General features: G+C 62.5%; 11 protein-coding genes and 2 pseudogenes. 7 read left to right on the top strand and 6 right to left on the bottom strand.

Annotated features, from left to right (window positions below; all coding sequences use genetic code 11):
- Window positions 1-299 precede the first annotated feature (299 nt).
- The 4 genes from C480_RS06895 (at window position 300) to C480_RS06880 (ending at window position 5,619) form a co-directional block, all read left to right on the top strand.
- The gene (locus C480_RS06895; protein WP_006664904.1) at window positions 300-2,930 is read left to right on the top strand and encodes an alkaline phosphatase PhoX; all 2,631 of its coding nucleotides are present in this window, start codon (window positions 300-302) and stop codon (window positions 2,928-2,930) included.
- Window positions 2,931-2,934: 4 nt separating this feature from the next.
- Window positions 2,935-3,762, top strand: a complete 828-nt coding sequence (locus C480_RS06890) for a hypothetical protein (RefSeq protein ID WP_006664903.1) — start codon at window positions 2,935-2,937, stop codon at window positions 3,760-3,762.
- Between the two features lie 45 nt (window positions 3,763-3,807).
- Window positions 3,808-5,145: an O-acetylhomoserine aminocarboxypropyltransferase/cysteine synthase family protein gene (locus C480_RS06885; protein ID WP_006664902.1), complete on the top strand. Its 1,338-nt coding sequence runs from the start codon at window positions 3,808-3,810 to the stop codon at window positions 5,143-5,145.
- Window positions 5,146-5,232: 87 nt separating this feature from the next.
- Window positions 5,233-5,619, top strand: coding sequence for a DUF7522 family protein (locus C480_RS06880; RefSeq protein WP_006664901.1), 387 nt, complete (start codon window positions 5,233-5,235; stop codon window positions 5,617-5,619).
- Between the two features lie 128 nt (window positions 5,620-5,747).
- Here C480_RS06880 and C480_RS24180 read toward each other — a convergent pair whose 3' ends face one another.
- From C480_RS24180 to C480_RS06865, 4 genes are all read right to left on the bottom strand, one after another.
- Window positions 5,748-6,017, bottom strand: coding sequence for a hypothetical protein (locus tag C480_RS24180; protein ID WP_086009645.1), 270 nt, complete (start codon window positions 6,015-6,017; stop codon window positions 5,748-5,750).
- Between the two features lie 252 nt (window positions 6,018-6,269).
- On the bottom strand, window positions 6,270-6,557 hold the full coding sequence (locus C480_RS06875; protein ID WP_006664899.1) for an amphi-Trp domain-containing protein: 288 nt from the start codon (window positions 6,555-6,557) through the stop codon (window positions 6,270-6,272).
- A 117-nt stretch (window positions 6,558-6,674) separates the two neighbouring features.
- Window positions 6,675-8,243, bottom strand: coding sequence for a 2,3-bisphosphoglycerate-independent phosphoglycerate mutase (gene gpmI, locus C480_RS06870; protein ID WP_006664898.1), 1,569 nt, complete (start codon window positions 8,241-8,243; stop codon window positions 6,675-6,677).
- A gap of 258 nt (window positions 8,244-8,501) precedes the next feature.
- Window positions 8,502-9,620: a serine hydrolase domain-containing protein gene (locus C480_RS06865; RefSeq protein WP_006664897.1), complete on the bottom strand. Its 1,119-nt coding sequence runs from the start codon at window positions 9,618-9,620 to the stop codon at window positions 8,502-8,504.
- Window positions 9,621-9,895: 275 nt separating this feature from the next.
- On the opposite strand from C480_RS06865, the pseudogene C480_RS22090 reads away from it, so the two are divergent.
- Both C480_RS22090 and C480_RS22085 read left to right on the top strand, forming a co-directional pair.
- Window positions 9,896-10,793 (top strand): annotated as a pseudogene (locus C480_RS22090) (IS630 family transposase).
- Window positions 10,794-10,803: 10 nt separating this feature from the next.
- Window positions 10,804-11,238: pseudogene (locus C480_RS22085) on the top strand (DDE-type integrase/transposase/recombinase); the annotation flags it as partial.
- Between the two features lie 44 nt (window positions 11,239-11,282).
- On the opposite strand, the gene C480_RS06860 reads toward C480_RS22085, so the two are convergent.
- The gene (locus C480_RS06860) at window positions 11,283-11,531 is read right to left on the bottom strand and encodes a hypothetical protein (protein ID WP_006664895.1); all 249 of its coding nucleotides are present in this window, start codon (window positions 11,529-11,531) and stop codon (window positions 11,283-11,285) included.
- Between the two features lie 173 nt (window positions 11,532-11,704).
- Between C480_RS06860 and C480_RS06855 the strand changes: the two genes are divergently transcribed.
- Window positions 11,705-12,979 (top strand): DNA double-strand break repair nuclease NurA, encoded by a 1,275-nt coding sequence (locus C480_RS06855; RefSeq protein WP_006664894.1) that lies wholly within the window; start codon window positions 11,705-11,707, stop codon window positions 12,977-12,979.
- Window positions 12,980-13,277: 298 nt separating this feature from the next.
- Here C480_RS06855 and C480_RS06850 read toward each other — a convergent pair whose 3' ends face one another.
- Window positions 13,278-13,622 (bottom strand): DUF7113 family protein, encoded by a 345-nt coding sequence (locus C480_RS06850; RefSeq protein ID WP_006664893.1) that lies wholly within the window; start codon window positions 13,620-13,622, stop codon window positions 13,278-13,280.
- Between the last annotated feature and the right edge of the window lie 48 nt (window positions 13,623-13,670).

The following is a 13,670-nucleotide window of genomic DNA, read 5'->3' as shown; positions in this document are numbered from 1 at the left end:
GCTTCGGGACTCGAACGCGATCGTTTTACTGGCGAACCAGCGGTTCAGTTCTCCATGCGGGACAGTAAGTAGCCCTAGCGCAGGCGCTGTGCGCGCCGGGAGCCGATGTGCGTCGGTGGCCGAAGCCGTGACATCGTGCGTTCTCGTTCGAGGTGGCCGAGCGCGGCTATACAAATCGGCCACAAGCTATATATGGTGCAATAGGGGACAGAGCGCTCGGTGCCGGTCCGGATCGCGATATAATGCACTAGTCACCTATTATAAAATTTCACGTCATTCTCGCTTCCTGAACCGAGTGCATGGTCGAATACACCAGGCGGACGCTGATGGCATCGTCGACGGCGGCGGCGCTCGGGGCGGGATTACTCGGGACGGCCCACGCGGCCGATGGGGAGGACGAACACGACACGAAGACGGCACCGTACGTCAACGGGAACATCAAGCGGTTTTCGACGACGGCGCGCGGTGCCGAGGTCACGGGTCCGTTCGTCTTCGAGACGGGCGAGTTGCTATACAGTCTCCAGCATCCGAGCGAGGACAACCCTGCGCCGTTCGACCGCGGCGGCGTCGGCGTCATCGACGATTTCCAGTTCACGTTCGACGGGACGAGCGACGAGTTCGACGAGCTGGACGCGCCGCGGACCAACGCGGAACAGGCCGAAGTGCAGTCCGCCGCCGGCCAGTATCGGCTCCTCGTTCAGGCGGGAGACGAGATCAACGGCGGGACCGAGCGCTTCGGCCACCCGCAGACGCCGGCCGGCGAGGACCTCGGCGACATCGTCGAGGAGAATTACGAGGGCATCGGCGAGCAGGCCGACATGAACTTCTTCGTCGCGACGAACGACGACGGCACGGAGGGCTACCTCTTTACCAACAACGAGACGCGACCGGGGGCGATCTCGCGGACGCCGCTGTACCGCGACGCGGACGGCTACTGGCAGGCCGACCTCGAGAACGCGATGGAACTCGAAAACACCGACGCGTTCCGCGCGATCGGCGGCACGAAGATCAACTGCTACGGCGATCTCAGCCCGTGGGAGACGCCGCTGTCGGCCGAAGAGGAGTACGGCCACGCGCGGGTGAACGGTCTCGCGACGGTCGGCGACATCGTCGAGCAGGGAAGCGGCGTCGGCCTCCGCGGGGGCAGCGAGTTCTGGAATCGACCGAACATCCTGGACGTCGAGAACTCGCTCGAGGAGATCTTCGGCGCGGACAGCTGGTACCCGATGGGGCTGAGCAACAACAGGGGGACCGAGAAGATCGCCTACCACCTCGGCGCTGAGCCGGTCGACATCGCCGACGGCGAGAACACGCCCCAGCCCATCGAGGACGAGGTGTTCCCCAACCGCTACCGCTACGGGAAGATCGTCGAGATCACCGAGCCGACCGCCGACGAACCGACGCCCGTCAAACACCACGTCTTCGGTCGGTCCGCCTGGGAGTGCCCCGAAGTCCTGCCCGACGAGCGCACCGTCTACCTCGCCTCCGACGGCGGCGCGAAGGGGATTTACAAGTTCGTCGCCGACGAGCCGATTCCGGCGTACGACGACCCGATGGACGTCCGCGGAACGCTGTACGCGATCAAGGCGAGCGAGATCGGCGAGGGCACGGTCGGCGAAACCGACCTCGCCGTCGAGTGGCTCGAACTCGGCACCGCCAGCAACGCCGAGGTCGAGTCCTGGATCGCCGAGTACGACGGCGTGACGCAGGTCGACTACCTCGAAACCCACGCCGAGACCGACTGGGAGGAAGACCTCGAGACGGCGCTCGCCGAGGCCGACGAGGAGGTCGCCATCAACGGCAACCGGGATTACATCACCGACGAGGAAATCGTCGAGTGGGCCGCCCAGTACGAAGCGGACGGTCCCGACGGCGTCGACGAAGACCTCCGTCGCGTCCCCTTCCTCGAAACCCGCGCGGCCGCCAAGGAGATCGGTGCCAGCATCGAGTTCAACAAGGCCGAGGGGATCGACTCCCACGACGAGGCCGCACCCGGCGACTTCATCTACTTCGGCATCTCCTCGCTCGGCGGCTCCATGACCGACGACGAGGGAGAGCTGCGATTCGACGAGGTCGACACCGGCGTCGTCTACCGCGCCGAACTCGAGTCGGAGTACAACGTCTCGCGGCTCGAACCGGTCGTCGTCGGGCCGAACGCGAGCGATTCGGAGTCGCTGCAGGACGCCTCGCTCATCAACGTCGACAACGTCATGGTGATGGACGACGGGCGGGTGCTGCTCTGTGAGGACAAGGGAAGCTTCGGCCGTTCCTACCCCAACGACGCCATGTGGGTGTACGAACCCCCGGCGGTGATCCGCGTCGACTCGCTGGCGGTCAGCCAGGAGGCGACCGGCGAGATCGACCTGACGCTGTCGTCGCTGCCGAACGGCATCGCAGGCGGTCGCGTCACCGTGACACTCGATCACACCGACGTCGCGTCGATTACGGACGCCACCTACGGCGACGGATTCGAACTCACCGCAGCGCCGGAGATCAGCGAGGACGGCTCCGCGGTCGAGTTCAGGTTCGCGGACATCGAGAACGAGATCGAGCCGGGGACGACGGAGGCGACGCTGGCGACGATCGAACTCGAGGGCGTCGGCGCGGGAGCGACGGACGCGACGGTCGAGGTTCACGATCTGGACGACGACTCGGGGATGCCGATCGAACCGCAGCGCCGGCCGGGCGTCGTCGTCACCGGCCCGCCGCCGATCGGTGGCGGACCGGGCGGCGGTTCGCCGACCGACCCCGACGGCGACGGGAAGTTCGAGGACGTCAACGGCAACGGCCGGGTCGACTACGACGACGTGGTCGTGCTGTTCGAGAACATCGACGACGACGCGGTCCAGTTGAACGAAGACGCGTTCGACTTCAACGAGAACGGCCAGATCGACTACGACGACACCGTCGCCCTCTACGACGAGTTGTAAGTCGATGTATCGCCACGATAGCGAGCCGGTTTCCGAGACGCGAGACCAGTCGCGGACTCAAAGTCGGACCCGAATCGAGGACGGGGACTGGTCGCGCCGACTCTCCCGCGCGGTCGTCGCCATCCTCGCCCTCGCGATCGGGATCGTCCTCGGACTCGGCGTCGTCGCCCCGGTCAGCGGTGCCGGCTCGACCGCCGGCGTCGCCTCGTCCGGAATCGCCGCCACGGACGCATCGACTTCGGCCTCCGTCGCCGCAGACGACCCCGAACTCGTCGTCTCCAACGGGACGATCGCTCCCGGCGACACCGGAACGCACCGCATCGCGCTGACCGACGCGCCGGAGGGGCTCGCGGGCTACAAACTCGAACTCGAGTTCAGTTCGGAGGGCGTGGCGACGGTCGCAAACGCTAGCTACCCCGATCGGTTCGGGCTGACGAGCGATCCCATCGTCAGCGCGGACGGCCAGTCGCTCACCGTGGAAGCCGCGGACCTGAACGACGAGATAACGGCCGGTGCGACGAACGTCACGCTGGCGTGGATCGAGGTCGACGGCGTCGAGGCGGGAACGGCCGACGTGAGCGTCGCGTCGATGCAGGTCGACGCCGACGGCGGCAGCCCCGTCGAACCCGCGGTCGAGGCCGGGACCGTGACCGTCGGTGATGGTGGAACCGAGGCGGGACACAATCGATCCGCTGACGGCGACGCGGAATCCGGCGAAAGCGGCCTCCTCACCGATACCCCCGCCGAGTCGCTGCCCGGCTTTACGGGGACACTCGCGCTCGTCGCAGTTATGGTGGCGATCGTAATCGGGACGGCCGCTCGCCGGGATTGACGCCATCTAGTGGCTTTACGCGCTTCGGCCCTGAACCGTGGTGGCATGGGAGACGACCCCACCGACCACCGGTTCGCCACGAACAGCATCCACGCCGGACAGGCGTCCGATCCGACGACGGGGGCGCGCGCACCGCCGCTGTACCAGACGACCTCCTACGAGTTCGACGACACGGATCACGCCGCCGCCCTGTTCGGCTTGGAGGAGTTCGGCAACATCTACTCGCGGATCATGAACCCGACGAACGCGATGTTAGAGGAGCGCATCGCCGAACTCGAGGGCGGCGTCGGCGCGCTCGCCACCGCGTCGGGAATGGCCGCGTTCGATCTCGCTACCTTCATCCTCGCGGACGTGGGCGACAACATCGTGTCGGCCTCCTCGCTGTACGGCGGCACGTACACGTACCTCACCCACACCGTCGCAAAGCGCGGTATCGAAACGAAGTTCGTCGACACGCTCGATTACGACGCCTACGCGGATGCGATCGACGACGACACCGCCTTCGTCCACCTGGAAACGATCGGCAACCCCGCGCTCGTCACACCGGATATCGAACGCGTCGCCGACATCGCTCACGAGCGCGACGTGCCGCTGTTGGTCGACAACACCTTCGCGACGCCGTACCTGTGTCGACCCCTCGATCACGGTGCCGATCTGGTCTGGAACTCGACGACGAAGTGGCTCCACGGGGCCGGGTCGACCGTGGGCGGCGTCCTCGTCGACGGCGGCTCGTTCCCCTGGCCAGAAGGGGATTATCCCGAGCTAACGGAGCCGAACCCGGCGTATCACGGCATCAATTTCTACGAGACCTTCGGCGAGCAAGCCTTCGCTCTCGCCGCCCGCACGCGCGGCCTGCGCGATCTGGGCAATCAACAGTCGCCGTTCGACGCCTGGGTAACGCTGCAGAAACTCGAATCGCTGCCGCTGCGGATGGAAAAGCACAGCGAGAACGCGATGGCCGTCGCCGAGTACCTCGCGGACCACCCGGCAATCTCGTGGGTCAACTATCCCGGCCTCGAGAGCCACGAAACCCACGAGAACGCCCGGAAGTACCTCGAGGGCGGTGAGACGAGCGAAGCGAGCCGATCCTCGACGGACGGGACGTCCGCCGTCGGCTACGGCGGCATGATCACCTTCGGTCTCGAGGGCGGGTACGACGCCGCCGAAACCGTCTGCAACGAGGTTGAACTCGCCAGCCTGCTCGCAAACGTCGGCGACGCGAAGACGCTGATCATCCACCCAGCGAGCACGACCCACCAGCAACTCACCGAGGAAGAGAAACTGGCGAGCGGCACCACGGACGACCTCGTCCGGCTCTCGGTCGGAATCGAGGACGTCGACGACATCGTCGCCGATCTCGACCGGGCGATCGAACAGATCTGAACCATCAGGGGCTGAGAGACGAGCAACGAGATCGGGACCGGGGCACAAGAGACGAGAGATTAAGGGCTCCGCGTCCAACGACCCACTATGGCCACAAGCCTTCTGACCCCGGGAGCCACGGACAAAATCATTACAACCTGCCGAACCGCCATCGGCGATAGTCTCCGCTCTGTCACCTACTTCACTCGCGACGACTACGAACAGCTCTACCTCCGCGACGACCTCGAACGCGACGCCGACCTCTCGACGTTCATCGGACACGAGTGGCGCGGCTTCAAAACCGTCCAAACCGCTTACGAACGCTCCGAACTCGGCGAGTACAACTACACCATCCGCGTCTTCGACAACGGATTCTTACTCCGCGTGACGACCGACAGCGACGGCGTCATCATCACCACCGACGGGCTCACGCTCAAGGACTTCGAGGAGGTCGCGACCGCGCTGAACTCGGTGCTTCCCGAACTCGGGGCGTAGACTTACACGCCATACCTCACACTCCGAGTTCAGTTTGTGATCGAACGCGCGAGGAGGCGGAGAGCAGTGGACGATCGGACGGGAGCCGAAAAGCAGTTTGCGTGGCGAATACCCGCGGTGAACGGCTGTTAGTCCTCTCGTTTCGTTCCGGATGTCGGCGCTTCCCGTGCTGGGGTCGAAGCCGCGTGATGGGTGGTTGCATCCGGGTCCAAATCCGAATCTGAACTCGAATTCGAATTCGACTTGGGATCGGTCCCCAGATTGGAGGGAGACCCGGACGCACGCCCGGGATGCCGACGCGAACCAGCGCCGATCGGCAGCCCGGAACCGGGATCACCATCAGTGCCGAGCAATCGCGCGAACCGGCGGCGTTCAGCGGCGTGTTTATCGAGATCCATGCCAACGGAACACGTCGATATCGGTTGTAGTTATGCACGCCATTTACCCCGGAAACCAGGGACTGCCATCGTGAAACGATCCCGCCTTCCGCTGGCGGTTACGTGCTGTAACAGTTCCCAACAGACGACACTCACCGCGAGGAATCGCTCCGGAAACACGCGAGGGTAGAAGGGCGTCATAGATGCCTTCTCCCGGAATTTATTCCACCAACTTCTACGGTGAACCATCCGATAAGTGGGTGTGCTAATTGCTTACTCGATTTCTAACTGGCCGCTCCCGCCGTTCCCTTCACTGCCGTTCTCGTCCCATTCGAGTTCGAACTCGATACTCAATTCACCGGGTCCGTCCGTTGGCCCTTCGCGTTCGGCTTTGACCTCAAACGTCGGACGGGCTGGCGGTTCCATTGTCACGGACTCGGAACCGGATTTTAGTGTGACTGCACCCCCTTGTTCGAGCTTATTAGCGACACTGCGAAGATACGATGCGATGTCTTCTCGGGTCTGGTCGCTCTCTGATTTGAACAGGACTTCTTCGGGCATATAGAGACAATACACTGCCTGCACCGATAAGTACATCCTCTGTATTGAGCGCAGAGCGTACTGGATCTATCACCGCCCGAGTTCAACAGGGCCGCATCGCTCGAGACGGCGAGTCGGCTACTCCAGCAGCGACTCCCCGGTCATCTCCGGCGGCTGGTCGATGCCGAGCAGTTCGAGCATCGTCGGCGCGATGTCGGCGAGCGTGCCGCCCTCGCGGACCGTTCGCCCGCCGTCGGTGCCGTCGGGGGACAGGTAGACCAGCGGCACGTCGTTGTACGTGTGTGCCGTGTGCGGATTCTCCGGGGTTCCCATGTCGTCCGCGTTGCCGTGGTCCGCGGTGATGAGGACGTTCGACCCGGCCGCCTCGAGTTCGGCGACGAGTCGCCCGAGTTGCGCGTCGACGGTTTCGACGGCCTCGATCGCGGCCTCGTAGTCGCCGGTGTGGCCGACCATGTCCGGGTTGGCGTAGTTGAGCACGAGCACGTTCGGATCGTCGCTCTCTATCACGTCGATCGCGGTGTCTGTCACCTCGGGCGCGCTCATCTCCGGTTGTAGATCGTAGGTCGGCACGTCCGGACTCTCGACGATCTCGCGGATCTCGCCGTCGAACTCGACCTCGCGGCCGCCGTTCAAGAAGTAGGTGACGTGGGCGTACTTCTCCGATTCGGCGATCCGAAGCTGCGTCCGCCCCTCGTCGGCGAGCACCTCCCCCAGCACGTTCTCGGGCTGGTTCGGCGGGTACGCCACCGGCAGGTCGAACGTCTTGTCGTACTGGGTCATCATCACGACCTCGGCGTCCGGCGGACTGATGCTGAACTCGTCGGACCAGTCTTCCGGACGGATGTCGGCCAGCATGCGCGTCAACTGGCGAGCGCGGTCCGAGCGGAAGTTGAACCAGACGACCGCATCGCCGTCTTCGAGCGCCGGCCCGCCCTGCTCGCGGCGTCGCCGTTCGCTCTCCGAGGCGGGTAGCGCCTCGCTCTCGATCAGCGTCGGCTCGACGAACTCGTCGGTGTCGCCGCGGTCGTAGGATTCCTCGACCGCTGCGACCGCCGAGGCAGCCTCGTGGTCGGCCTCGCGCTCGACGATCGCGTCGTACGCTCGTTTCGTCCGCTCCCAGTTCTGGTCGCGGTCCATCGCGTAGTACCGACCCGAGACCGTCGCGACATGGCCCGTGCCGTGCTCCTCGACGACGCTCTCGAGCGTTTCCAGGTACTCCCGGCCGCCGGTCGGCGAGGTGTCTCGCCCGTCGGTGATCGCGTGCGTGACGGCCTCGACCTCGCGGTCCGCGGCGAGTTCGATGAGCGCGTGCAGGTGTTCCTGGTCGGAGTGGACGCCACCGTCGCTGACGAGGCCGACGAAGTGGACGCGACCGTCGTTGTCCCGCGCGTTCTCGAATGCGGTGTTGATCGCGTCGTTTTCCCGGAAGGAACCGTCCGCGATGGAGTCGGCGATTCGGGTGTACTCCTGGTAGACGACGCGGCCGGCACCGATGTTTAGGTGGCCGACCTCGCTGTTTCCCATCTGGCCGTCCGGCAGGCCGACCCGCCGGCCCGAGACCTCGAGCCGCCCGTACGATCCCGATTCCGAGAACCGATCGAAGACCGGCGTCTCGGCCGCCTGAACCGCGTCTCTGCCGCCATTATTGAGTCCCCAGCCGTCGAGGATGATCAGCGCAGCTTCCATATGTATCCGGTTTCCAGCGTGGCCTAATTAGCTGTCGTTGTCCGTCGTGAGTCAGATATAGTGGTCGGGATTCCGAACTCCAATCCGTCCGGAGCATTCCGGTCGATTCCGTTGGGTGGTATTAATCGGATGGTGGGTTTTCACATGTGTTTGCATGTCCGCGTGGATCTCGAAGATTGCCTTGCTCTCGGCGGTCCACAGGTCAAGCGTCCGGGTGTCTAGGCGCCACGTTCGTTCGACGGAGTGGCGACCCTATTCTCACACCAGTTCGGACCAGTTGTCGCGCAGCATCGTCTTCAGTTCCGTCCGCGGCGAATCGAACTCGTCCCACTCGCTGTGGTCGTCGGGGCTCCTACGGGTGTTGATTAGGATACATAGGGCAAAGTCGTCGTTGCAGTAGGCGTACGCCAGCGTTCCGGCCTGTGCACCGCCGTGGTACAGCCAATCGTCGTACAGCATGTAGGCGTCGGACTCGTCGTAGGTGGTATCCCAGAGGTCGTCCTCGTAGACGGCTCTGGTTATCCTGGCGATTTCTATCGGTCGTGCAGCCCAAGAGCCCCAAGCCCACGCCGGTTCCCGCATCGCCTTCGAGTCGTATACGCTCTCGTTGTCGCGGTAGTCGTGGTGACCTGCCTCGTCCTCAACGACGCCGAATTCCTTGTCGGCGACCGTCCCCATCCCGTCCTTGTCCACGTTCGAGACATTGGCCAGCAGTTCATCTCGGACGAAGTCGCGGAACGTGTTGCCGTAGCTGAACATTCCTGCTTCGACTTCTTCGACGATCGCGCCGAGCACGCCGTACGACCAATTGGTGTAGTCTCCATCAGTCACACACCAGTCGTCCTCCGTCACCCTGGTTATCTCGTCCGCCTGAAGCACTTCGTTGATCGCGTCGTCGGCATCTGCGTTCTCCTGATCCGGATACTTGTACACCGGCCTGCTGACGTTCTTCGTCCTGATCTTGTGGCTTAGAAGGTCATCGACCCTGAGGGAACAGTCAAAGTCTGGATCCTCCCAGCGGTACCCCGACAGGATACCGTTGGAGCCGAACACTTGGTCATACATTCCGAGTCGGCCTTGGTCTATGAGTCTGAGGACCGCAGAGGCGGTCAGCACCTTGGTTACGCTCGCGATTCTGAGTCGGTGGTCTGTGGTGAGAACCCTATTCCCAACGCTGGGGATGGTGTAGTATCCGGAGGCGTACTCCCACTTGTGGTTGAAGGACGAGTTCTCTAGCACGGCGGCGGAGACGCCCTGAATGCCGTACCGGTGTTTGATGTCGTCGATGTCGGACTCAATACTGCTGTTCGCCCGGACGCTGCCCGCGACGCTGCCTAGCCCTGCTACCGCGGGGACGCTGGCTGCCAGAGATTTCATAGCTATGCGACGTGAAACGTCTTTTCTGCCTCGCATAATTGGTTACCATCATACTATATAATAAGTTTTTTGAATGAATATAAGAATTGGAATAGAGGAAAACGCTCCCTGACGCCATTGCCTCTGGCCGTGGAGCCCTCTCTGGAGGTTGGTTGACAGCACCCGCCGCGACACCGACGTGGGGCCCGATCAGGCGTTTTTCGCGTCGCGGTCGACTGCAAACACGCGCGCCGATATCGTTTTATAATCGATATGCCACTATCTGTCGGATGTAGATCGTTCGAAAATCGAATGAGGGTCTGCAGGTTCTCGTTCGTCATCTTAGTGAGAGGGAACTGGATCGTCTGCTTCATCCAGCAGACGATCCAAATATCATCAAACGGCTCACCTTTGTCAAACGTCTCTACAAGGGTACAACGTACGAGGAAGCGGCCGACGACATTGGTAAATCCGCATCGACTGGAAGTCGCTGGGCATGTCGATGGAACAATGGCGGACTTGGTCATTTGACACTGAACTTCGGGGGCGGAAGACCCCGAATCTCGGTGTCGAGGAACAAGAGCGTCTTATAGAACTTCTCTGGGAGGGGCAGCCCTGGAAAGCACAGGAAGTTTATCAACTCATGGACGAAGAGTTCAATATTGAGTACCATCCGGATTATCTTGGTCGATTCCTCCGGAATCTCAGACTGTCGTACGCTAAACCACGCCCAAAACGCCCCTCTCGGCCAGAAAGTGCAGATGAAACCCTCGAAGAACGTGTCGCAGACGCGTTCGATGAAGAAAACAGAGACAGCACATAACAGGTGTCCTGACGTTCCCTGAAGATCAACCGAGAGAGAACATCTATGCCTTATTGGAGGTGGTCCGCGAGCAGAATCTGAGTTCCCGAATTCTGCTCGTCTTGGATAACTTTTCGTCTCACATCTATGAACACACGCGCAAGCACGCACATTATTGATCTCGTCTTTCTTCCGGTTGGCTCACCGCATCTCAACCCAATTGAGCAGGTCTGGAAAGTGCTCAAACGCAGTGCTTCACCAATCGTTGTGGCGAGCGGAGCGCGTTCTGCACTCTCGCTCGCCGTTTCTTCAACGACCTCACTGATCGACTTGGATTCGCTAAGTCCTGGATCGACCAGTTCCTCAGTCTATATCTGCAAAAGTTATCTTGATTATTAAGCGTCGCGAGTCGCGGTCGATGAGAACCAGATCGAGGTTGACGGTGAGAAAAAGTGGTTATACGCCGCGGTCGACACAGAGTCAAAGCTATTGCTCGAAATCGACGTGTTCAACTGGCGCGGGACTGACCCCGCGGCGGCGTTTTTGCATCGACTCACCGAGAAACACGATATCGACGAGGCAGAGTTTCTCGTCCATGCTAGGGGTCTGACTGCCCTCGCGCCACGAATTGAGCGGTCAGCTCAACTACAGCGACGAAACTACGTCGAAAAGTGGTTTCAGACCGTCACAATGCGGATCGACCGCTTTCACTCCTTTTGGAGAGACAGTCCAGCCAGCGCACGCCGCTAGCTCAGACGCTTCAGACATCACTATAACTACGGTCGACCAAATCAAGCACTCAATGGCCGAACGCCAGTTGAGGAGGTGCAGAACTAGACATTTACCCAATAATTACTTCTCGAAAAATAAGTGGGTTCTCGTCAGTCTGTGGACTTGTGGTCGAACGTCGCCCCACAGTCGCCGCAGATGGTGCTCTTCCCAGGTTTATACCGCTGGGCGAACACCGCACCGCAGTCGTCACAGATCATGTAGAGTCGATGCGCTGGGTTGATGCCGGCTTCGAATTCGAGTCGGATCCAGGCGTCCGGATTCTCGTCTTCGTAGAGTGTCACGCCGGCGTTCGTCTGCCGCCAGTTAACTGCGCGTTCCTCGCGCTCGCCTGTCTCCATACCTCGGTGTGACATCGGGACAGTGATATCCATGCGACCATCTTATATAATTTTTCTGATGGTAATTTACCCGCGCTCGAGTTAACAGGTTCCGTGTATATCGGCGCACAATCGGTGGCCGAGCAGTAACTCCGATCACTGGCTTTTTGCGAGTTCGGCGGGAGCCAACTGGCATGACACTCGATCCGGTCCACTTCGACGGCATCGCGCAACTCGCGAGGCGGATCGATCACGGTGCCGACGAACGCGACCGCCGCGAGTTCGCCGAAACCGTCTGGGAGTCGTTCCTCGACCCCCTGCGCGACGACGGGCGGACGATCCTCGAGCCGGTCGGCGAGCGGTCCCGGCGGTTGGTCGACTGCGAGGCCGTCGCCCTGCGAGAGCGCGAGTTCCCGACCCAGCACGGCCTCGACGCGGGGACGATCAACCCGACGACGTTCAAGAACGGGCTCGTCATCGACATCGCCCAGGCGGCCATGAGCACGACGCCGAGCGAACTCGATCTCCACCGCTCGCGGACGACGGTGATGACGGTCCACTCGAACGACGAGACGATGACCGTCGACGAGGAGTGGGGCAAGTTCGACGCGGGCTACAGCCGCAGTCGGGCCGTGAAGATCCCACCGCTACCCCGCTTTGCGGAGGGCGTCGTTCACGCGCTCGCGCTCTATCTCGCCGAGAGCAAGCACGCACTGGCGCACGCCGAGGACGTGTCTGACCTGCTCGTCTTAGACGGCCCGCTCTATCCGCGCGGGCTGCTCCGCTGGGCCGACCAGCACCCCGATCTGGCCGACTTCCTGCTCGAGGACCCGCGGCCGACGACGGTCCTCGAGAACTACGTGCGACTGGTCGAGTCGTTCGTCGACCGCGGCGTGCCCCTCGTCGGATTCGTCAAGAATCCCGCTACACGGGTCGTCACACGGACGCTGAAAGGTAAAACTGATGTCGACGTGAGCGTCCCCTGGGCCGACGACACCGCGCTGTTCACCCAACTGCTCGAGCGCGGCGAGTTCGTCGAGGACGTCGAGGGCACGCGCTGGGAGCGATATACCGACGCGCTCACCTACACGAACTGGTTTCGCTCGCGGGGCGGCGTCGACCGGCCCCTCTCGGCCGAGGGCGACGCGCTCGGCGTCGAGCGCCGTCTCGACCGCGAGCAGTACGAGGTCACGTTCTTCGTCGTCTACGACCCGCGCGAGGATCTCCTCTTTCGGATCGAAGCCCCCTACGCCTTCACGCGCGATCCGGACACCCGCGAGCGGTTGACGATGCAACTCCTGCAGGACGTGGCGATCGCCCACGGTCCCCCGGCCATCGTCGAGAAGGCGGACGAACTCGCGCGGATCAGCGCGCCGGAGAAGCAATCGCTTCGAGAGACGCTCGAGACGCAGTTCGACACGTCCCGCAAGCGAACGTACGACGATCACCGCTGGGCCGACGAATACTGAGCGGCTACTGACACTGCCTCGATCGGCGTGTCCCTTCTCTATCGGTGTCCGGTATCACCGATCATCGCTATGGTCGGGATACCGGGAGCGAGGCTGATGCCCGTGACTGTCGCTGTAACTGTACCGGCGACCCCGACGCTGCTCCCGACACGTCGGCCGGCACATCTCGTTCCGATTCGGATGCCGTTCCGGACTTCCGTGCTTTGACGGCACTCATCGTACTCGGCTGTGTTTCGCCCGCCGCCGTGGGCTTTGCCCCCGAACGCCTGAACCTACGATTTCGTTGACGGGTGCCGTGCTACAGGTCCGTATCTAACTCCACTTTCTCGATGTCGAACTCGACCGTCGACGGATCGACGCCGATCCTGGCGAACTGCGTTCGGACGTGCTCGCGGGCGTTCTCGACCGCCTGATCCCGCGTATCGAAGCCGCGCGGCATCGGCGACTCGAACGCGAGATTGATATCTCTGCCGTCGACCTGTTGACTGGTTCCGCCGCTATCAACCTCGTAGAACTCGTCGCAGACCCAAACGTATGCAGCGTCCTCGTTCGGCGCACCCTCGAAGGACGGGGCGCGCTCGCCGCGTTCGTACAGCGTCCCGGTAAGTTCGGTGTCTCCTGCACACCCGCATACCATGAGCATACGTCCAACTATGTTCCGTAGCCGCAAAAATATCGTGCACGATCCGAG

Origin of the sequence: Natrialba aegyptia DSM 13077, assembly GCF_000337535.1 — an archaeon.
Taxonomy (GTDB): Archaea; Halobacteriota; Halobacteria; order Halobacteriales; family Natrialbaceae; genus Natrialba; species Natrialba aegyptia.
The sequence above is the reverse complement of the archived record's forward strand: the minus strand, read 5'-3'. Positions and strand labels throughout refer to the sequence as shown.